General features: G+C 55.5%; 18 protein-coding genes. 15 read left to right on the forward strand and 3 right to left on the reverse strand.

Annotated elements, in window-relative coordinates:
• Positions 1-376, reverse strand: a 376-nt coding sequence (locus tag K9N21_18010) for a hypothetical protein (protein MCF8145808.1), incomplete at its 3' end; no start/stop codon positions are given.
• Between the two features lie 493 nt (positions 377-869).
• Positions 870-2,879 (reverse strand): PAS domain S-box protein, encoded by a 2,010-nt coding sequence (locus tag K9N21_18015; protein ID MCF8145809.1) that lies wholly within the window; start codon positions 2,877-2,879, stop codon positions 870-872.
• Positions 2,880-3,510: 631 nt separating this feature from the next.
• Between K9N21_18015 and K9N21_18020 the strand changes: the two genes are divergently transcribed.
• The 14 genes from K9N21_18020 to K9N21_18085 all read left to right on the forward strand — a co-directional run bounded on the left by K9N21_18020 (position 3,511) and on the right by K9N21_18085 (position 17,728).
• A complete protein-coding gene (locus K9N21_18020) occupies positions 3,511-3,927 on the forward strand; it encodes a hypothetical protein (protein MCF8145810.1) in 417 nt (138 codons plus the stop codon).
• 75 nt (positions 3,928-4,002) lie between these two features.
• Complete coding sequence (gene ftsH, locus K9N21_18025; protein MCF8145811.1) at positions 4,003-5,913, forward strand: ATP-dependent zinc metalloprotease FtsH; 1,911 nt, start codon at positions 4,003-4,005, stop codon at positions 5,911-5,913.
• 110 nt (positions 5,914-6,023) lie between these two features.
• Positions 6,024-8,408, forward strand: a complete 2,385-nt coding sequence (gene ppsA / locus K9N21_18030) for a phosphoenolpyruvate synthase (GenBank protein MCF8145812.1) — start codon at positions 6,024-6,026, stop codon at positions 8,406-8,408.
• Positions 8,409-8,461: 53 nt separating this feature from the next.
• On the forward strand, positions 8,462-9,847 hold the full coding sequence (gene atpD, locus K9N21_18035) for a F0F1 ATP synthase subunit beta (GenBank protein ID MCF8145813.1): 1,386 nt from the start codon (positions 8,462-8,464) through the stop codon (positions 9,845-9,847).
• 79 nt (positions 9,848-9,926) lie between these two features.
• On the forward strand, positions 9,927-10,316 hold the full coding sequence (locus K9N21_18040) for a F0F1 ATP synthase subunit epsilon (GenBank protein MCF8145814.1): 390 nt from the start codon (positions 9,927-9,929) through the stop codon (positions 10,314-10,316).
• Positions 10,317-10,329: 13 nt separating this feature from the next.
• A complete protein-coding gene (locus tag K9N21_18045; GenBank protein MCF8145815.1) occupies positions 10,330-10,620 on the forward strand; it encodes an AtpZ/AtpI family protein in 291 nt (96 codons plus the stop codon).
• Positions 10,621-10,651: 31 nt separating this feature from the next.
• The gene (locus K9N21_18050) at positions 10,652-11,842 is read left to right on the forward strand and encodes a cation:proton antiporter (protein MCF8145816.1); all 1,191 of its coding nucleotides are present in this window, start codon (positions 10,652-10,654) and stop codon (positions 11,840-11,842) included.
• Positions 11,839-12,111 carry an ATP synthase subunit I gene (locus K9N21_18055; protein MCF8145817.1) on the forward strand — a complete coding sequence of 91 codons (273 nt, stop codon included), beginning with the start codon at positions 11,839-11,841 and terminating at the stop codon, positions 12,109-12,111. The genes K9N21_18050 and K9N21_18055 overlap by 4 nt, the downstream gene beginning before the upstream one ends.
• Before the next feature lie 212 nt (positions 12,112-12,323).
• The gene (locus tag K9N21_18060; GenBank protein ID MCF8145818.1) at positions 12,324-13,043 is read left to right on the forward strand and encodes a F0F1 ATP synthase subunit A; all 720 of its coding nucleotides are present in this window, start codon (positions 12,324-12,326) and stop codon (positions 13,041-13,043) included.
• Positions 13,043-13,321, forward strand: coding sequence for a F0F1 ATP synthase subunit C (locus K9N21_18065; protein ID MCF8145819.1), 279 nt, complete (start codon positions 13,043-13,045; stop codon positions 13,319-13,321). Before K9N21_18060 ends, K9N21_18065 begins: the two co-directional genes overlap by 1 nt.
• A gap of 3 nt (positions 13,322-13,324) precedes the next feature.
• Positions 13,325-14,164, forward strand: a complete 840-nt coding sequence (locus K9N21_18070; protein MCF8145820.1) for a hypothetical protein — start codon at positions 13,325-13,327, stop codon at positions 14,162-14,164.
• Positions 14,165-14,174: 10 nt separating this feature from the next.
• Positions 14,175-15,668, forward strand: coding sequence for an alternate F1F0 ATPase, F1 subunit alpha (locus K9N21_18075; GenBank protein ID MCF8145821.1), 1,494 nt, complete (start codon positions 14,175-14,177; stop codon positions 15,666-15,668).
• Positions 15,669-15,752: 84 nt separating this feature from the next.
• Positions 15,753-16,643, forward strand: coding sequence for a F0F1 ATP synthase subunit gamma (locus tag K9N21_18080; GenBank protein MCF8145822.1), 891 nt, complete (start codon positions 15,753-15,755; stop codon positions 16,641-16,643).
• Positions 16,644-16,789: 146 nt separating this feature from the next.
• Positions 16,790-17,728, forward strand: coding sequence for a 1-phosphofructokinase family hexose kinase (locus K9N21_18085; GenBank protein ID MCF8145823.1), 939 nt, complete (start codon positions 16,790-16,792; stop codon positions 17,726-17,728).
• A gap of 7 nt (positions 17,729-17,735) precedes the next feature.
• On the opposite strand, the gene K9N21_18090 is transcribed toward K9N21_18085, so the two are convergent.
• Complete coding sequence (locus tag K9N21_18090; protein ID MCF8145824.1) at positions 17,736-18,524, reverse strand: TraR/DksA C4-type zinc finger protein; 789 nt, start codon at positions 18,522-18,524, stop codon at positions 17,736-17,738.
• Positions 18,525-18,853: 329 nt separating this feature from the next.
• Between K9N21_18090 and K9N21_18095 the strand changes: the two genes are divergently transcribed.
• A complete protein-coding gene (locus K9N21_18095; protein MCF8145825.1) occupies positions 18,854-21,547 on the forward strand; it encodes a bifunctional acetate--CoA ligase family protein/GNAT family N-acetyltransferase in 2,694 nt (897 codons plus the stop codon).
• Positions 21,548-21,945 lie beyond the last annotated feature (398 nt).

Here is a 21,945-nt window from a genome sequence, read left to right on the forward strand (position 1 = left end):
CCTCAATAATCGCGAGAAGCCCCTTCAGATTGAAATCGCCGGAAAGGCGGACATGCGGGTCTATCTGTCCCTCCAGCAAAAAGAATTTTCCCTCCTCCTCCAGGGCATCCAGATCCCAGCCGAAGATGGCGGCGTTCTGGCGTATGCTTTCCCCGGTTTCTTCAAAGCTTAGAAACATGCCCGGATTTCCGGCCAGCGCGCCCCGGTACAAAAACTCCAGCCCGATCAGGCTTTTTCCTGTGCCCGGACCTCCGCTGATGAGGGTGGTCCTCCCTGCCGGAAAACCCCCGTTCAGTATCTCGTCCAGTCCCTCAATCTGTGTGGACACCTTTGGAAGCCCTGTGACTGCCTTTGGCACCCGCGGTGTGCCTGTCATTGGGTACCCTCATTCATGAAACAATTTTTTGTTGCGATGTGCGATACGGGCCATATCCCATATCCCATATCCCTGTACCATATCTCACATCTGGAAGCGAAAGTTAAAAGCGACCTGGAACCACATCCCACATCTCACATCTCTATTTAGTACCCGAACGGAAACCCGAAAAATCAAGAAACAGTGAAATATGGGAAGAAGTTCTGTTAATGTAAAATTTGTTCCATCAATTTTGATGGTCTCGTAAAAAGTCAGGAAATGTCATTTTTCGTCATTCCGGCGAAGCTTGTCCCGGACTCCGATCCGGGAGCCGGAATCCAGTCCCGCAACAGCGGGATTCAATCAGTTACAAAACCTCTGGACCCCGTCCCGCCATTCGGCGGGATTCAACGGGGTGACGACTTTTTACGAATGCATCAATTTTCACTTTTCAATTCTTGAATATTCAATAGTGCCTGAATCACGCCAAGGCGTGATTTCCGTTCAGGCACTGCTATTCAACCGGTATCTCCGCGCTCACAATTGTGCCTTTTCCGATCCCGGAGTCCACGGTCAATTCGCCGCCCGCAAGAAGGGCCCGCTCCTGCATCATCTTTATCCCTAACGCGCCTTGGCCCGTTTCGGATCTCATTATCTCATCCACATTGAACCCGATGCCGTTGTCTTCCACGCTCAACCGGAGTGAACCGTCTTTCCTGATCAGGCTCACAAACACCTCTGTTGCCTGGGCATACTTGGCCATATTGGCGAGGGCTTCCTGGGTGATGCGGTAGACGGCAAGGGTTTTGTCAGGGTCAAGGTCCTTGAAGGTATCTTTGCAATGAAAATGTACCTTGAGGCCGGAGTCCATACGAACGTTTTCGATCAGAGACCGGAGCGCCCGGTCGAGCCCCAGGGTATCCAGTACGTTCGGCCTCAGGTCTCGGGAAATGTCCTTGACCTTCCTCATAACCCCAAGCGCCTTGGCTTCCGCCCTTTCCAGCATCTCCTTGGATGGGCCATCCGGTCTTCCAAGGCCGTCCCTGGCCAATTCCAGGTCCATTTTCAAGGATGTCAACATCTGGCCGAGATCGTCATGAAGATACATGGCCATGTCACGACGATCCCTTTCGATAATTTCCACAAGCCTGGCGGACAAATATCGTCTTTTTTTTGATTCCCGCAATATTTTTTCTGATGCGGCCTTCAAATCCGCCTCATACCGTTTGCGTTTGGCCACTTCGTTAAGAAGCATCTCGTTCGTTCGTTTGAGCTCTCCTGTGCGCTCTTCAACCTTCTCTTCGAGCGTCTTGTAAGACTCGTGCAGTTTGATGGACAGGAGTTTGGCATCCGTGATGTCGAAGTTCACCCCGGACATGCGGATCGGCTGCTCCCCCTCATGGTGGAATATCCGGCCGAAGGAGGCCAGCCAGCGCACCTCGCCATCTTCGCGTATCACCCTGAATTCATCGACATAATTCGTCAGGTTCCGGAATGCCTCTCGCACGCGTTCACGTACCCGGGGCAGGTCGTCCGGGTGAATATATTCAAAGAACGTCTCCCCGGTGATGGGCCGGCCGGGGTCCCGGCCGAGCAGGCCGTACAGAATACTGTTCCATGTCACCTCATCGGTAATCAGGTCGATGTCCCAGGTCCCCAATTGGCCTCCCTCGACTGCGAGGCGAAGGTGCTCCTCGTTTCTTCTGAGGGTCTCCTGGATTTGCCTGCGCCAGGTCAAATCCCGGGCAATTCCAAAGATGGCGACAAGTTCACCGTCACTATGGGCAAGCGCCGTACCGATCTCCAGGGAAACAGGGATTCCGCTCTTGCTCACGGCGCAAATCTCGAAAGGTGGGGTCTTCTTGCCGCTGAGCATCTCTTGAAATACACCCCGTGCTTTTGGAACGTCAGAGGCTTGTACATATTTCTCGAAAGGCGTTCCTCGAACCTCTTCGGGCATATAGCCGAACAGATTTTCCACGGCGGGCGAGCTGTAGCGGATGATCCCCTCCCTGTCTATCTCAAAAATAACGTCGTTGCTTGTCTCGGCGATCAGCCGGAACTTTTCTTCAGCATGGAGCCGTTCGGTAATGTCGAGCATCACCGACCTGCAGAAAACGCGGTCCTTATGATCTTCATGGAATTTCCCCTTCAGGGTGACCTGTTTTACCTCCCGGCGCTCATTCTTGATTCGAAGCTCGCATTCCGCACCTTTTTTGTGCCGGAACGTCTCTCTCAAATAGATATAAAGGGTATCTCTGTCATCCCGGACAATATGGTCGTAGAACGATCCGCCGATCAATCCCTGCCTTTCGGTTTCCAGCATAAGAGCGGTACCCAGATTGAGATCCAGGATTTGGCCGTTTGGATCCAGACTCAAATAGCCGACCGGCGAGAAATCATAAAAATCCTCAAGTTCCTTGATTCTGGCCAGAAGCGCCTCTTTCGAATCGCGGTCCGTGTGGGCAGAGATATTATCAAGCCCCGAATCATCATGCCGGTAGTCGTCGATTTTATGTGCCATAGTCAAAAAATAATAAGGCGGGTCACCGTATCCGCAGGTTTCAATTTTCCCTTGCACAGATAGGTTACTCTACAGTCCGAAGTTCTTCTAACATATTGATATTATTAGATTCGAGAATCTCGATCCGTCATTCCGGCGAAAGCCGGAATCCAGTCCCGCCACTGCGGGATTTCAATAAGTTCCATCATATGGATGCCGGATCAAGTCCGGCATGACGAGAGAACTTTGGACTCTCAAGATAGGTTAATTTATTTTGTTTTTTTCAAATACACAACAAAAAATTCGTTGTTTTGACACAGAAGCCTGCGCTCCTGACCAAAAACGGTCCTCATGTTACCTCCTTTTATTTATTGAAATACAGGATTGCCCTCATGTACCGGAACACGGTTATGGCATAGGGTGGAATATGGATCCGGTACCAAGCTCAAAGCTGAAAGCAAATAAGTAACCCAATAACCCCTAAAGCGGATACCCGCAACCAGAACGGCTGTGTGCTGTCCCGTCATTCCGGCATGCCCTTGGCCGGAATCCAGTCCGCCGTATTTCTGGATTCCGGCTGGAAGCGTGCCGGAATGACGGAAGGCTAATATCCAGTACCCAATACCGAGTACCCAGACGATGGAGGTTACAAATGGTTATCCCGGAATTCTTTGTTTCGTTCGTAATCGCTGTGATTTTGACCGGTCTCTACGTGCTCGTCACCCGAAAGTCCGGGCGCAGGACCGGGTTGATCTGGCTGTTCCTCCTCATTTTCCTGGCCATCTGGGCAGGAGGGGTATGGATCAGGCCTTTCGGTCCGACCCTGTGGGGCCTCCATTGGCTGGTCTTTGTCCTGGCGGGCCTCATGATCGGCCTGCTTCTCATCATCATTTTGCCCAGGAAGCCCCCCGCGGGGCGACATGAGACCCTCAACATGCTTGAACGCGTTGAGTTGGAAAAAGAGCTTGAAACATTGACCTATATTACACTCAACATTTTTTTCTGGATACTGATCATTGGGCTCGTCATAGCCATCATCCTCCACCATGTCATCGGCGTGGACCTGTAGGGATGTGGGATGTGCCACCGAAAGGATCAATAACCCATGAACGGCAAACAGACCCCCCCGTTGAACAAGGAACCCATGGGCTGGAGAGGGTTTAACTGGAAAATCGTCATCTGGATGGTCCTCTTCTGGATAATGATGTCTTATCTCTTCGGCCGGTGGGGCGGCCCGGTGCGGATGAATCTCTCCTATTCGGATTTTAAGCAGAGGGTAAGAGAGGCGCAGATCGAGGCCATAACGGTCAGGGGACAGGAAGTGACGGGAACATTTAAAGCACCCGTGGAGGGGGAGCCGCGCCCCACCCTGTTCGGCGATAAAGAGACGCCTGAATTCAAAGAGTTTAAGACGACCCGGCCCTCTTTCGAGGACCCGGGGCTCATGGATCTCCTGGAAAAGAAAGATGTGATTATCCATGCGCAATCAGGAGAACACTCGTGGTGGTGGACCCTGATCATCAGCGTACTTCCATGGATCCTCATCATCGGATTTTTCGTATACACCAGCAAAAAATTCCAGGAACGGATGGGAGGCGGGGCCGGCCCCTTCGGATTCGCCAAGTCCAAGGCCAAGCTCTATACCAAGTCCACGAGCAACCTGACCTTTCAGGATGTGGCGGGGCTGGCCAATGCCAAGAAGGAACTTCATGAGGTGGTTGATTTCCTGAAGGATCCGTCAAAATTCAGAACCCTGGGTGGCGAATTGCCCAAGGGAATCCTCCTGGTGGGTCCCCCGGGGGTGGGCAAAACCCTCTTGGCGCGGGCCGTTGCCGGGGAGGCGGATGTCCCCTTCTACAGCATCAGCGGGTCGGAATTCATAGAAATGTTCGTGGGCGTGGGGGCATCCCGGGTGAGAGACATGTTCAAGAATGCCAAAAAGGACGCCCCCACCATCATCTTCATTGACGAACTTGATTCCATAGGGAGGGTACGCGGAACCGGTCTCGGCGGCGGCCATGATGAGAGAGAGCAGACCCTGAATCAGATTCTGGCCGAGATGGACGGGTTCGATCCCAATGAAAATGTAGTGGTCATGTCGGCCACCAACCGGCCGGATGTACTCGATCCCGCCCTGGTGCGGCCCGGCCGTTTCGACCGGCAGATCACATTGGAACTGCCCCAGAAGAAGGCGCGCATCGAGATTCTTCAGGTTCACACACGAAAAGTCCCTCTGGCAGATGACGTGGACCTGGAGGAAGTATCCGCCCGGACCGTCGGGCTTTCGGGGGCGGATCTCAAGAATCTGGTCAATGAAGCGGCCCTGCTGGCTGCCCGCAAGGAAAAGCAGAAAGTGGAAGCAGAGGATTTTGATCAGGCCAGGGATAAGATTATCATGGGGATCGAACGTGAGGATGTGATCAAAGATGAAGAGAAACAGCTGATCGCCTACCATGAGGCGGGCCATGCCCTGGTGGCCAAACTCTATCCCGGCGCGGATCCCCTGGAGAAGGTGAGCATCATTCCCCGGGGCCGGTCACTGGGCGCGACTGAACAGCTCCCCACGGAGGACCGGCACAATTTCAGCCGCAGTTATCTCCTTGGCCGGATAGCCATCATGCTGGGCGGAAGGGCGGCGGAAAAGATCGTGTTCAAGGATGTCTCCTCCGGGGCCGGCGATGACCTCAAGAAGGCCACCGAACTGGTGCGTCGAATGGTGTGCCAGTGGGGGATGAGCGACAAGGTGGGTCCGGTGACCTTCCGCCGGGGCGAACCCCACCCCTTTCTGGGGCGGGAGATGTCGGAAGCGAGAGACTTCAGTGAAGAGACCGCCCGCCTGATCGATGAAGAAGTACGGCGCATGATCCAGGAGATGGCGGATAAGGCCGCGCACCTGCTGGAATCCAACCGCGACAAACTGGATGGCCTTGCTGAAGCGCTTCTGGAACATGAATCCCTTTCCAGAGAGGAGATCGATGAGATCCTGGAGTCGAAAGGAGGAGGCCCGGAAGAGAAGCAAAAATCACCTGCGACGTCCGGCGCCCCTGTGAAATAAAGCGCCTTTTACGTTCCACAGCCTCCGGGATACTGTCTTCACCCCATTTTCCCGCTGCCCCGCATCCGCTATTGATATAAGCTCAATATTAAGGAAAAGGAGTAATTCGTATGGCGAAAGAGAGCCCCTATGTCCTTTCATTCGAGGAGATCGGGTCCAAAGACGTGCCGAAGGTGGGGGGAAAGAATGCCTCCCTGGGAGAAATGATCCGAAATTTGAAGGAGGAAGGCATTCGCGTTCCCCTGGGCTTTGCCACCACAGCAGAGGCGTACCGGGAGTTTCTGGATGCCAATAATCTTCAGGAAAAGATTGAACGCCGGCTGAGGGATCTGAATCAGGGAGACACATCGTTGGAACAGACAGGCAAAGCCGTCCGCAGGTTCTTCCTCAAGGCCGCGTTCCCGGAGGGTGTTTCCCTGGCCGTGGGGAATGCCTATAAGCGGTTGTGCGAGCAGTATGGCGTTGAGGATGTGGATGTGGCGGTGAGGAGCAGCGCAACGGCCGAAGACCTGCCGGATGCCAGTTTTGCCGGGCAGCAGGAGACATTCCTCAATGTGACCGGGGAGGAGGAACTCCTGGACGCCTGCCGGAAATGCTACGCGTCTCTGTTTACGGACAGGGCCATCAGCTATCGTCAGGAAAAGGGATTTGACCACATGAAAGTGGCCCTCTCGGTAGGCGTTCAGAAGATGGTGCGCTCGGACAAGGCCGGCTCCGGGGTTATCTTTTCCATCGATACGGAGACCGGTTTCCCGGACGTGGTGGTGATCAATGCGGCCTGGGGGCTGGGAGAAAATGTGGTCCAGGGGACCGTTAATCCGGATGAGTACAGGGTTTTCAAGCCCCTGTTGGGCAAGGATGACTATCGACCCATTATTGAAAAGACCCTGGGCGCCAAAGAAAAAAAGATGATCTATGCCAGTGGGGGGAGCAGCACCACACGGAACATCGATACCCCCAAAAAGGAACGCGGCGCCTTTGTCCTTAACGACGGCGACATACTGAAGCTGGCGCAATGGACGTGCCGTATCGAAGACCACTACGGCAGGCCGATGGATATCGAATGGGCCAAGGATGGTGAAACCAATGAACTGTTCATTGTACAGGCCCGCCCGGAAACGGTTCAGTCGCAGAAAGAGGCAGGTACGCTCAAGGCCTATTCTCTCATGGAAAAAGGAGAAAGGCTTCTGACCGGTCTGAGTATCGGAGATGCCATCGCCGCGGGAAAGGCGTGCCTCATCAAGAGCCCGGATCAGATCGGACAGTTCGAAAAAAACGCGGTGCTGGTTACCGAGATGACGGATCCTGACTGGGTGCCGATCATGAAGAACGCCGCGGGCATCATCACAGACCACGGAGGCCGCACCTGTCATGCGGCCATTGTCAGCAGGGAACTGGGAATACCTGCCATCGTCGGAACCGAAGAGGCCACCGAGGTCCTCAAGACAGGCGAGGAAATCACCCTCTCCTGCGCCGAAGGAGACCAAGGATATGTTTACAAGGGGATCCTGAAATTCGAGGAGGAGGAGGTGAACCTGGAGGATATCCCGGAGACCCGGACCCGCATCATGATGAACATCGCCAGTCCCGCGGCCGCCTTCCGCTGGTGGCGACTGCCCTGTGAAGGGATCGGGCTGGCCAGGATGGAATTCATCATCAACAACATCATCAAGATCCATCCCATGGCCCTGGTCCGCTTTAAGGCCCTGAAAGACAAGGAGGCGAAAAAGGAGATCGACAGGCTTACCCGGGGATACGAGGACAAGACCGAGTATTTTGTGGATCACCTGTCACGGGGGATTGCAAAGATCGCCGCTTCCCAGTATCCGGATCCGGTGATCGTACGAATGAGCGATTTCAAGACCAACGAATATGCCGAACTCATCGGAGGGAGGGAGTTTGAAGGAAGGGAAAACAACCCCATGCTCGGCTTTCGCGGGGCCTCCCGCTATTACAGTGACAAATATCGTGAAGGCTTTGCACTGGAATGCCGGGCCGTCAAGCGCGTCCGGGAAGAGATCGGGCTGACCAATGTCATTATCATGATCCCCTTCTGCAGAACCCTTGAAGAGGCGGACAGGGTCCTGGAGGTCCTGGCGCACAACGATCTCATTCGCGGGGACAAAGGCCTGGAGGTCTATGTCATGTGCGAGATTCCCTCCAATGTGAGCCTGGCCGAGGAATTCGCCGAACGGTTTGACGGGTTTTCCATCGGATCCAATGATCTCACCCAACTGGTCCTGGGAGTGGATCGTGACGCTGCGGAGCTGGCAGACCTCTTTGATGAGCGGAATGAGGCCGTCAAGAAAGAGATCCGGAGGCTGATTGAGGCCGCTCACAAGAAACAGACAAAGGTGGGGATCTGCGGGCAGGCGCCCAGCGACTATCCGGACTTCGCCGCCTTTCTCGTGGAGGAGGGGATTGACTCCATATCCCTGAACCCGGACAGCGTCATCGAGGTGAAAAAACGCGTTGCAGAGGTGGAAAGAAAGTAGGACTCGAACAGGGGATGTGGGATGTGGAATCGCAGAACGCTGGGGGAAGTGGAATGAACGAAAGGCGGCATTCCGAGGGTGAAAACATCGGGACCGTTCTCTCCGTCCGGGGGAGCGTGGTGGATGCCCATTTTCCCGAACGGCTTCCATCCCTGCTCAATGTGTTGCGGGCAGGGGATGACGGGGACATCATCATCGAGGTGGTGACCCACCTGAGCGCCGAACAGGTTCGAGGCGTCGCCCTCACCTCGGAGCAGGGGCTGGCTCAAGGGTCTCCCATCACGGATACGGGCCATCCGCTGAAGGTGCCGGTGGGAAAGCGATTGAAGGGAAGGGTATTCAATGTATTCGGGGAGACCATTGACAGGGGGGACCCTGTCACGGGCGGAGAGTGGCAGTCCATTCATCAGGCGCCGGTGCCCCTGCACAGGCAATCCACCGCATCAGAGATCTTCACCACCGGCATCAAGGCCATTGATGTCCTGTCGCCCCTTGAGCTTGGGGGAAAGGCCGGCCTGTTCGGCGGCGCGGGGGTGGGCAAAACGGTCCTCATCATGGAGATGATCAACAACATGGTGGGCGGGCATGAGGGGGTCAGCCTTTTTTGCGGAATCGGCGAGCGGGTTCGGGAGGGCGAAGAGCTGTACCGCGAAATGAAGGAGGCCGGGGTCCTGGAGAACACGGTCATGGTCTTCGGCCAGATGAACGAGCCGCCGGGGGCCAGATTCCGGGTAGGGCATGCGGCCCTGACCATGGCGGAATATTTCCGGGACGAGATCCGGCAGGACGTGCTCCTCCTGATAGACAACATTTTCCGTTTTGTCCAGGCGGGCATGGAGGTCTCCGGACTTCTGGGACAGCTTCCGTCACGGCTCGGATATCAGCCCACCCTGGGGACGGAACTGGCCGGACTGGAGGAGAGAATCTGCAACACCTCCACAGGCGCCATTACCTCCATTCAGGCGGTATACGTGCCGGCCGATGATTTCACGGACCCGGCCGCGGTTCACACCTTCGGCCATCTGTCGGCATCCATCGTCCTTTCCCGTAAAAAGGCCAGCGAGGGGCTTTACCCGGCCATTGATCCGCTCCAGTCCGGGTCCAAAATGCTGGTGCCCCACATGGTGGGAGAACGACACTACGCCATTGCTCAGAAGGTGCGCAATACCCTTGCAGAGTATGAGGATCTCAAAGATATCATTGCCATGCTGGGGATTGAAGAACTCTCCCAGGAGGATCGGCGAACCGTGTATCGGGCCCGCAGGCTGGAGCGGTTTTTGACGCAGCCGTTTTTTGTCACTGAACAGTTTACGGGTCATGAGGGCAAAATGGTGGATCTGGAGGATGCCCTTGATGGGTGCGAGCGGATCCTGAACGATGAATTCGCCGATTATCCAGAAAGGTCCCTTTACATGATCGGCAAGATCGATGAAGCCTAAATTCCCTTGGGTATCGGGTATCGGGTGCCTGACGCCTTGGGCCTAACGCCTCGAGCCTTTTCCCGAAAGGGGGAATTACATGCGTCTGAAAGTACTGCTTCCCACTGAAGTCCTCCTCGATGAAGAGGTAGGCAAGGTAACCGCAGAGGCGCAAAATGGATTTTTTTGTCTGCTCCCCGCACATATTGATTTTGTGACGGCCCTGGTCCCCGGACTCCTCTCTTTCGAGTCAAAAGAGGGCGAGGAAATTTTCGTGGCAGTGGATGAAGGGGTGCTGGTGAAAGAGGGGCAGAATGTATGGGTTTCCACGAGAAACGCCATGCGGGGGACGGAGCTTGGCCGGTTGAGAAAAACCGTAGAGGACACATTTAAGGTTCTGGACGATCGGGAAAAGACAGCCCGTTCCGCCATGGCGAAAATAGAGGCCGGCTTTGTCCGGCGCTTTTTGGAGATCCAGCGACGGGGGTGAGGGCCCTTTGTAAATGAAAAAAGATAATCCTAAAGATTTCTCGGAAGAAGTGAGAAAAAAGGAAGCGCGTAAGGTCCAGGCGAGAAAGGAAGGGGACCGAAGTGTCTGGTTCGGGCTGGGGATGTTCGGCCTCGTGGGATGGTCCGTGGCCATTCCTACCCTGGGCGGCATCGCCATCGGCATCTGGATCGATAAGACCTGGCCCGGTCCCCGGTCCTGGACCCTCATGTGTCTCGTCATAGGGGTCATCATAGGGTGTGTGAATGCATGGTACTGGGTGAAACGGGAGAGCGGGCGTGAGTAAATACGAACTGAATTATCCGCTTGTCATCCTCATGGTCGGCAGCGTCATCTTCCTGGTGATGTTGATCAAATCAGGATTGGATCGGACCAGTGTGCCTTCTCTGGTGGGGTTTCTGATCCTCGGTTTCTTCATTCGGCTGGCAGACGATTACCTCGGATTTTTCACCATCGGCTGTGAAGAGATCTTTGGGTTTTTAGCGCAAATAGGGCTGTTTACGCTTCTGTTTCGGGTCGGGCTGGAGAGCAATCTCCGGGGTCTGCTGGGCCAGCTCCGCCGTGCGAGCGTCATTTGGATCGCCAATGTGATTATCACCGGCCTTATCGGTTTCGCCACGGCCTTCTACATGCTCCATTACCACTGGGTCGCGAGCCTCGTCATTGCAACCGCGTTTACCGCCACCAGCGTGGGCATATCCGTGGCCGTATGGGAGGAATCCGGAATGTTGAACACTCCCCGGGGCGAACTCCTGGTCGATGTGGCGGAAATGGATGATATCTCCGCCGTGGTACTCATGGCCATGCTTTTCGCCGTCCTCCCCAGCCTGAAGTCCGGCTCACCCCCTGACTGGCTGCCAATGATCTCCAGTGTCCTCGGCCTCTTCTTGATTAAGCTGATCGGGTTCGGAACATTATGTTTTCTATTCAGCCGGTATGCCGAAAAAGGGTTGACCCATTTCTTTCGAAATCTGGAACCTCCACCGGATCCCATGCTCGTGGTTGTGGCCATAGGACTGATGATTGCCGCCCTGGCAGACCTGCTCGGGTTTTCTCTGGCTATCGGCGCTTTTTTCGCCGGGCTGGTCTTCAGTCGAGACCCGGACAGTGTAAAGATGGAATCTTCCTTTCTCCCTTTATATGAGCTTCTCAGCCCCTTTTTCTTTATTGGAATCGGATTGGCCCTGGACCCCGCCGTTATGGACACAGCCCTGGGAATGGGCGGCATTCTTCTGGTTATGGCCATATTGAGTAAACTGATAGCGAACGGCGTACCCATGTTTCTGATGGGCGGGATAGCGGGCGCCCTCCTTATCGGGACGAGTATGGTCCCGAGAGCGGAAATCGCCATGGTGATCATGCACAAAGGGCTCAGCCTGGGAGAATGGGCGGTCCCTTCCCATGCGTACGCCGCCATGGTGGTGGTCTCAGCCGCCACATGCATCCTGTCCCCCCCGGTGGTGCGATCCCTTTTGAATAGCCGGTTTTTGGATGGAGAAGCGCGATGACGGAGCATATTTCTCATCTCTTATTGGCGTTTGCAGCAGGTGCGGGCATCGGGGCCTTTTACTTCGGCGGCCTGTGGTGGACGGTCAGGCGACTCGCCACGGATGACCATCCGGCGCGGTTGACCCTGTTAAGCTTACTGGTGCGCACAGGCCTGTCCCTGGGCGCATTCTATGTGGTCATGGGAGGGGAATGGGAGCGGCTCATGGCTGCGCTGTTGGGCGTCATGGTGATCCGCCTCTTGATGGTTCGGCGGTTGAGACCGGATTAGAGGTCGGGGATGAGCAATTTTTTTTCTGACCTCTGGCTTCTGATCTCTGTTCTTTGGGATGTGCGATGTGAGATGTTGTTTCATCTTCCGCGCTCCGCGTTCCGAGTTCCGCGTTTGGGACTGTTGATTATCAGCTTTCAGCTTTCAGCTTTGAGCTTTCAGCTTTGAGTTTTCAGCTTTGAGTTTTCTGGAGGTAAGACGAAGTGGATTTTATGACCATAAAGGATATCAGCCCGGATCAGGTGATCTTTTGGCAATGGGGACCGGTTTCCATCAACGCGACCATCGCATTTACATGGCTGGTGATGGCCCTCATGGTGATCGGTTCCTGGTTGATCACACGGCGGTTGTCAGCGGATGTGCGCCTGTCACGATGGCAGAACCTCCTGGAAGTCGTGGTGGACGGGATACGAAAGGAGATCCGCGAGATCAGTCAGCAGGAGCCGGACGCTTACCTCTATTTTGTGGGGACCCTGTTTTTGTTCATCCTGATCTCCAATATCCTCTCCATTATCCCGGGATATGTGGCGCCCACGTCATCCCTCTCCACCACGGCAGGACTGGCCGTGTGCGTATTTGCGGCCGTTCCTGTTTACGGCATTCTGCGCCGTGGCCTTCGGGGCTATTTAAGGCAATATATCAAGCCCACGCCGTTCATGCTTCCCTTTAACATCATCGGCGAGGTGTCCCGCACCCTGGCCCTTGCGGTCCGGTTGTTCGGAAATATGATGAGCGGTACAAAGATCGTCGCCATCCTTCTGGCCATTACGCCCCTTATATTTCCCATTGTCATGCATGCGTTGGGCCTCCTTACCGGCGTGATTCAGGCCTATATCTTTGCGGTGCTCGCCATGGTCTATATTGCATCGGCGACACGGATTCAAGAACAGAAGAAAGATAACCCGGAACAAGAGAAAGGAGAAGATTCATAATGGACAGTATTTCGCTAATCGGAATGGCCTCCGTGATCACCGCCGGACTCACCATCGGCATCGGCGCCATCGGTCCCGCCCTCGGCGAGGGCCGGTCTGTGGCCCAGGCGTTGAGTTCCATGGCCCAGCAACCGGATGAAGCCAACAGGATTACGCGGACCCTGTTTGTGGGTCTGGCCATGATCGAGTCCACGGCCATTTACGCCTTCGTGGTCTCCATGATTCTGTTGTTTGCCAACCCCTTCTGGGACCATGTGGTCTCCAAGGCAGGAGGATAAGCCGTGCTCATCGACTGGTTCACCGTCGTCGCCCAGATCGTCAATTTTCTTATCCTGGTGGCGTTGCTCAAATACTTCCTCTACGACCGGGTCATCCGGGCCATGGACGCGCGCGAGGAAAAGGTCCATTCCCGCCTGGAATCGGCTGAAGAAATGAAAAAGGAGAGTGAAGAGGAGGCGGAGAACTATCGCCGGAAGAACCGGGAGATTGAAGAGAAACGAAAAGAGATATTGGACAATGCCAGGGAAGAGGCTGAGCATCAGCGTAAGGAACTGACCCGGCAGGCCCGCAGCGATGTGGAGAACCTGCGGTCAAAGTGGCAGGAATCCGTGCATCGGGAGAAGGCGGCCTTTCTCAGGGAGTTGAAAGAGCTGGCCGGTCAGCAGGTCTATGCCCTGTCCCGCCGCGCCCTGAGGGATCTGGCCGATGCAGATCTGGAAGAACGGGTTGCCCATGTCTTTGTCCGGGAAATGAGGCACGTGAAAAAGGAAGAACGACAAAAGATGGCCGAGGCCGTCAAGGCGGACGGCAACATTGCAACGGTTCGAAGCGGATTCGAAATCCCCGACACCCGACGTCAAGAGATCACGACGGCCGTTCATGAACTGATTTCAGAGGATGCGGAGGTCAGGTATAAGGAGGATCCTGAGATCATCCTTGGAATTGAACTCAAGAGCGGGGGAGAGAAAATGGCCTGGAGTCTTGAGGACTATATGCGGGACCTGGAAGACAAGACACGATCGATGTTGAAGCAAGAGGCAAGAGAAGAAGACGCTGACGCCGCTGAAGAGAAGAAAGCCAAAGGGGATAAGGGCGGGGGACGAGGAAATGGTGAAGGCTGAAGCCGATGAGATGGGAGCAGCTCTCCATAACGTGTTTGATGTTATGGCGGACGCCCTGAAATCCCACCGAACCCGATTGGGGCTTCAGGAGGTAGGCGTGATCAGTTTCCTGGGACCGGGTGTGGTTCGTGTTGCGGGCCTGCAGGGTGTTCGGTCCCGGGAACTCCTTCGCTTTCCCGGTGAGCGTTTGGGAATGGCCTTTGATGTGGCGCCTCATGAGGCGGGGATTGTACTCCTTGATGAAAGCGAGGATCTGGGGGCCGGTGATGAGGTGCGGCGCACGGACAGGGTGCTGGACATCCCCGTAGGCGATGACCTGTTGGGACGGGTCATCGATGCCCAGGGACGTCCCCTTGACAACCGGGGGCCGATACATGGTTCGAAGCGACTTCCTGTTGAGCGGCCTGCGCATCCCATCATGGACCGTCTCCCCGTCACCGTCCCCCTTCAGACCGGGATCAAGGTGGTGGATGCCCTGATTCCCATCGGCCGGGGCCAAAGGGAACTGATCATCGGAGACCGCCAGACAGGCAAGACCGCCATCGCCTTGGATACCATCATCAACCAGAAGGACACGGACGTGCTCTGCATCTATTGCGCCATCGGCAAACGCGCCTCGGCCGCGGCAAAGGTCATTGCCGATCTGCATCAGGGCGAGGCCATGGACCACAGCATGGTGATGGTGGCCACCGAAGAAGACCCTCCCGGCCTTCAATTTGTCACGCCCTACGCGGCCATGACCGTGGGTGAATATTTCATGGAACAGGGGAGGAATGTGTTGGTGGTCTTCGACGATCTCACCCGGCATGCACGGGCATACAGAGAACTCTCCCTTCTTCTCCGTCGTCCACCCGGGAGGGAGGCCTATCCCGGCGACATCTTCTATATCCATTCGAGGCTCCTGGAACGTTCCACCCATCTTCGCGAGGAACTGGGCGGGGGGTCGCTGTCGGCCCTCCCGATTATTGAGACAGAGGCCCAGAACATCTCCGCCTATATCCCCACCAACCTGATTTCCATTACCGACGGCCAGATATATCTCTCGCCGGACCTGTTCCAGAAAGGGATCCTCCCTGCCGTCGACGTGGGGAAGTCCGTATCCCGCGTAGGCGGCAAGACCCAGCTCAGCGCCTATCGGGCCGTGGCCGGCGATCTTCGATTATCCTATTCGCAGTTTGAAGAACTGGAGGCGTTTGCCCGGTTCGGCACCCAGTTGGATGAGGATACCCGCAAGACCCTGGAACGGGGCCGCCGGGTGCGCGAGGTCCTCAAACAGCCTCAGTATGCCCCCATGGGGGTGGCCGAGCAGATCGCCGTACTGGTGGCCGTGAACGAGGGGGTATTGGATTCGACCGCCCCTGAAAAGATGGCCGGGGCGGAGAGACGGATACGAGAGGCGGCGACGAAAAACCTGGGCGATCTCTGTCACCGGATCGAACAGGGTGAAAAAATCAGCCAAAACGATATGGAGGCCCTGAAAGAGACGGCGGCGAATGCGGTTTAGAATGGGGATGCAGGATGTGGGATGTATCGTTTTTTTCTGACCTCTGACATCTGATCTCTGTTTTTCTCGGTTGGGCACTTGCTTATGGAAACCCTGGAGGAACTGAAACAGCGGATTGAAAGCACCAAAGATCTGCAATCCGTGGTGAAAACCATGAAGGCCCTGGCCGCGGTCAGGATCCGGCAGTTCGAACGGGCTGTGGAATCCCTCGGCGATTACAATCAGACCGTGGAGATGGCCCTTCGCGTTGCCCTTCGGGACCGTCCCCACATGACGGTGGGGGCCCGGGCCGGGCCGAAGGATCAACTGGGGGCGGTGGTGTTCGGCTCCGACCAGGGGATGTGCGGGCAGCTCAACGATCAGATCGTCGCACACGCGCTCGATGAAATGGGACGATTTTCTCAGGTGGCGCATCAAAATCGGATGATCATGGCCCTGGGTGAGCGTGTCAGGGGGAGGCTTGAGGATGCGGATCAGCCGGTGGATGTGGCATTGTCCGCGCCCGGCTCTGTGAGCGGCATAACACCCCTGGTCCAGGACATTCTGATGACCATTGAGGGTTGGCACAAAGAGCGGGGCCTGGACCAGGTATTTCTGTTTTACAGTAAACACCTCTCCGGCGCATCCTATCGGCCCCACACCATGCACCTGTTGCCGGTGGACAGGACATGGCTCTCGAAGGTGCGGGAAAAACAGTGGCCCAACCGATGTCTCCCCATGTTTACCATGGACTGGGACCCCCTGTTTTCGGCATTGATCCGGCAGTACCTCTTTGTTTCCCTTTTTCGCGCCTTTGCAGAATCCCTGGCCAGCGAAAACGCCAGTCGTCTGGCCTCCATGCAGGGGGCGGAACGGAACATCCGGGACCAGATGGAAGAACTCAATATGCAGTACCACCAGCAGCGGCAGATGTCCATTACAGAGGAACTGCTGGATATTGTGTCCGGATTCGAGGCCATGGAACATGATGCGTAAGAGAGTGCACGGCCCATGGCGAATCATACGACCGCATTTTATTGCAGCTCTTGAGCAGAGACCCCCACGGGCGTCCGGAACGCTTCCGGGACTTAGGTGAAACCTGTTTGGTTGCGGCCGTCAGGTCGCTTTAGGGAGGGACTCGCATGTCCATATTGACTTTGACCATGAACCCCTGCATCGACAAGAGTTCAAGCATCGAAAATGTGGTGGCCGAACGGAAATTGCGTTGTGAAGAACCCGTCTATGAGCCTGGGGGCGGGGGCGTTAATGTCTCCCGGGCCGTCCATAAGCTCGGCGGGACATCCACGCTCATCTATCTCTCAGGAGGTCAGATAGGCCGAATGCTGGATATGCTGCTGGATCAGGAAGGGATAGTCTGCCAGAGGATGCCGATCGAAGGCATGACCCGCGAAAACCTCATGGTGTATGAGAAGGCCACCGGCCAGCAATACCGGTTCGGAATGCCGGGGCCGATGGTGGTTGAAGAAGAATGGAAGCAGTGCCTTGGAAGCATATCGGCGGTGGATCCCGCACCCGAATATATGGTGGCCAGCGGCAGTCTTCCTCCCGGGACCCCGGATGATTTCTACGGGCGGCTTGCCCGTCTGGCAAAAGACCGGCATATCAGGCTCATTCTGGATACCACCGGAGAGCCTCTCCGTATTGCGGTGGAGGAAGGCCTCTACATGATAAAACCCAATTTCCGCGAACTCGAGGCCCTGTCGGATACAAAGATCGATCAGGAATCGTGTCAGGTGACCCTGGCCGAGCAGATTGTTCAAAAGGGACAGAGCGAAGCGCTTGTAGTCTCTCTCGGGGCGGCAGGTGCGCTCCTGGTCTCGAAAGACGGCTGTGAACGCCTGCGCGTCCCCACCGTACCGATCAAGAGTAAAGTGGGGGCAGGAGACAGCATGGTGGGCGGCATGGTCCTTGCGCTGGAACGTGGCGAGCCCCTCCTGAATGCCGTCCGATTCGGTATGGCGGCAGGCGCCGCCGCCGTCATGACGCCGGGAACTGAACTCTGCCGAAGGGAGGATACGGAAAGGCTCTATGAGGAAATGCTTTCGGAAGGACCTTCATAGGATCGTCTCATCGCACGTTTTCCGGTATGAACTCATCCGGAGGGCTGACAGGCTTTCCGGATTTGCTCGAATGAAACACTTCTTCATTAATGTCCTCGCCCTGCAGCAGTTCCTCCTCTTCTGTTTTTTTCAGGTCTGCCGGACGATCGCGATCCTCCCTTTGCCGGGAGATACCTTCAATCCGCACGTGGTCCTCAAGTTCGTGAAACCCCAGGGTGTCCTGAAGTATTTCCATCAGGATTTCATGGGATGCTTCACTGGGCAGGGAACCCTCCATGCGAACCACACCTTTGTCCACATCGATTTGAAGATCTTCCAGCTCAATACTGCCGTCATCCTTCAGTTTTTCATTGATGAGCGTTTTCAGTTCATCATCGGACATCCCTTCAAAATCCGACGGCAGCCCGGTCTCACCTGTCTCGGGGGAAACCGACATGTCTAACCCTTCTTTCCGCGTCTTTGCACACCGGGTACAGTGCTGCGTCCATGGCAAGGCGTTCAGGCGCCTTGGTGAGATGGGCTTTCCGCAGACCCGGCATACCCCGTAATCGCCGGTCTCCATCCGGCGCAGGGCCGTATCGATGGCCTCGATTTCCCGCGCCTCCTGCTCATCCAGTTGCTCGAGGCCCAGGGATAATTGTCTCTTTTCAGCAGTCTCCTCAAGCTCTACTTCTTTTTCCTGCAGTTCTTTCCAGGAGGTGTCAAAACCTTCTCGAAGTTTGAAGATTTCTTCGCGTCTCCTCATGAGGGTCTCTCTTAAGTTTTCCATATCCGTCTGGCTCATGACATCTGCCATTTGGTTACTCCTTTGCTGTCAGGAACTGGTGTCAACCATAAACTGTCTTTCGAATTCTTTTATCCTCTCCATCGGGAAATGGGAATAGGGTCCATGCGGTATTTCTCCCGCAAAGGAGGATGGGTCCAAAGGAAAATCGGATATGCCGGCACCGAGGCTTGATAGGGCTGTAACTACGGTGGGGGATGGGGTGTCCGGATATACAGGATCTACCCCATTTACTTATTCCCGGGGTGAAGTAAACTCCACAAACAAGACTATACCCTATTTTAAAGAATGCCTTGATTCTGTTGGCTGTCCGGCGCGGTGAAGCGGACAAGGGAGAACTCATGGGACTTTTCAATCTTGATAAAATATTCAAACCGGAATCCGTGGCGGTAATAGGGGCAAGCCCCAGTCAGGGGAGCATCGGCTTCGCCCTAATGGAAAATCTGACCGGGGGCGGATACGAGGGCCGGATCGTCCCGGTAAACCCCAAGCATTCCGAGATCATGGGCATCAAAACATACCCCGCCCTCTCCATGGCAAAACAGGATGTGGACCTTGCAATCATCGCAACACCGATCGCCACGGTGCCGGAAATTGTCAAGGAGTGCGTGGAAACGGGGGTCGGGGGCGCCATTATTATTTCCGCCGGCGGGAGGGAGACCGGACCGGAAGGTCTCGAGTTGGAGAAGGAAATTGACAGAGAGGCCAGAAAAGGCGGGCTTCGGATTATCGGCCCCAACTGCATGGGCATCATACGTCCGGATCGGAACCTGAACGCCAGTTTTGCCGCTCACATGGTGCCAAAAGGGAACCTTGCCTTTATTTCCCAGAGCGGCGCCATCTGCTCCGCCATGCTCGATCTCTCTTTGAAAGAGCACATGGGGTTCAGATATTTCGTGAGCATCGGCGCCATGCTGGATGTGGATTTCGGAGATTTGATCGATTATCTGGGAATGGATCCTGAAGTAAAAAGTATTCTCCTCTACATCGAAAGCCTGACCCATTTTCGCAAATTCATGAGTGCGGCGCGTGCGGTGTCGCGTGTAAAACCGATCGTGATTCTGAAAGCCGGAAAAGGAAAGGCAGGGGCCCGGGCCGCAGCATCCCATACCGGCGCCATGGCCGGAGAGGATACGGTGTACGAGGCGGCATTTAAACGGGCGGGAGCGGTGAGGGTCGATACCCTGCAGGATTTCTTCGACTGCGCAGAGTTGCTGGCCAAACAGCCCCTCCCTTCGGGACGACGGTTGGTGGTGATTACAAATTCAGGCGGTCCGGGCGTAATGGCAGCAGATGCCATAGAAGAATATGGACTGGAACTCAGCCCTTTGAGCCGGGAAACCATGAACGGGCTCAATAAAATCCTGCCGCCCCACTGGAGTCACGGAAATCCCATCGATATCCTGGGGGATGCTACGGCCGAGCGGTATGAAAAGGCGGCCGAATGCTGCTTCAAGGCCGGGGAGATCGACGGCATGCTCGTCATTGTCAATCCTCAGGCCATGACCAATCCCACCGAGGTGGCCCGGACCCTGGGAAAGGGCCTGCAAAAGAGATCTTTCCAGGTATTTACCGCCCTCATGGGGGGCGCGGACGTGGAGGAGGGGAGGCATGTCCTTAACAGGGCGGGCATTCCCACATATGATACCCCGGAACGTGCCATCCGTTCTTTCATGTTTCTCGACAAATATGCACGGAACCTGAAACTGCTTCAGGAGATCCCCTCCAAACTTTTACGAGATGTTGCTGCGGACGAAGATTCCGCCAGGGAGGTGATCGGGAAAGCGCTGGAAAAGGGGGAATGCCTTCTCACGGAAACCGAATCCAAACGGCTCCTCTCTTCCTACGGGATCCCGGTCAACCGGACGGAGACGGCGGGATCACCGGAGGCGGCCGTCGGTTTGGCCTCAGAAATAGGATATCCCGTGGTGATGAAGGTGCTCTCTCCGGATATCTCTCACAAAACCGAAGCCGGAGGGGTGTTGACGGATCTTGGAAGCGACCAGGAAGTCCGCGAGGCCTATGAAAAGATCATGAACAGTGCCCATGCATACGATCCTGAGGCCGAGATTCTGGGTGTGACGCTCCAGTCCATGATAAAAAATCCCGATGTGGAGCTTCTGGTGGGCGCGGTCAAGGACCCGAATTTCGGGCCGGTGATCGTCTTCGGTCTGGGGGGCATCTTTGCCGAAGTCCTCGGCGACAGGGAGATGGGATTGCCGCCGCTGAACCGGACACTTGCGCGAAGGCTCATGGAACCTACAAAGGCCTTTACCCTTCTCAACGGATTTCGCAACATCCCCCCGGCCGACATGTCCCTCCTCGAAAAGTTGATCGTCTGTCTTTCTCATCTTTTGGTGGATTTTCCGGAGATTGCGGAGTTGGACATGAATCCGGTAATTGTAAAGGATGGAAAGCCCTATGCTGTGGACGCCCGGGTTCTGATAAAAAAATCCGATACGCCTTCCCCCCTCCACCTGGTGATCAGCCCCTACCCTGAACAGTATGAATTCCAGGAGGTAACCTCCGGGGGCGTGGAGATCTTTATTCGACCCATCAGACCCGAAGATGCCTCCCTCCTCTTGGATCTCTTCGACAACATGTCCATGAAAAGCCGGTATCAGCGCTTTTTCATACCGATGAAATCCCTGTCCAATGATCTCCTGATTCAACTGACCCAGATCGATTACGATCGTCATATCGCCCTGGTGGCATTACGTCGGGAAGCGGGGGAAGATGAAATGCTGGGAGTGGCCCGGGCAATCGCCGGTCCGGATAATGAGGAAGCGGAATTTTCCGTGGCGGTGGGAGATGCCTGGCAGGGAAAAGGGATCGGCAGGAAACTTCTCCGGACGTGCCTTCGCGTGGGAAAGGAATACGGGATCAAAACCCTTTATGGGACTGTTCTTGCAGAAAACACCCAGATGCTGGGACTGGCCCGGGAATTCGGGTTTAAGGTGACCAGGGGCAAAGGCGGCAATGAATATCAGCTGTTTATCGACCTGGAGCAGTATCAGGAATCGGCCACTGAGTAAAGCTGTTTGTATCCCGGTATACCTTATTTTATAGACTCACACGGAGCCAAAGAACACAGAGAAAAGGGCATGTTCCCGTTTATTTTCAAAAAAAATCCTTTGTGTGCTTTGTGTCTTTGTTTACCCCGTAGCTTCGGAAAATGGTACTGGGGTGTGAGTCCCGCCTGGCGGGATTGGTTGCGGGTATCCGCTTTAGACTTTTTGTCCGTAACTTCTCTGCACCGTGCAAAGAAGTTTGCCCGTGGGGGTCTCTGCCCAAGAGCTGCAATAAAATGCGGTCGTATCGTTCGGCGGCCGCCCCCGGGCTCCGAATAATGTTTACGGAAAGGCAGCAAGGACATACGGTCCCATGAAAGGCTGTGCTTGGGGCTGGAACAGACTGTATTGTAAAGCCCTGC

This window comes from Deltaproteobacteria bacterium (assembly GCA_021737785.1).
Taxonomy (GTDB): Bacteria; Desulfobacterota; DSM-4660; order Desulfatiglandales; family Desulfatiglandaceae; genus AUK324.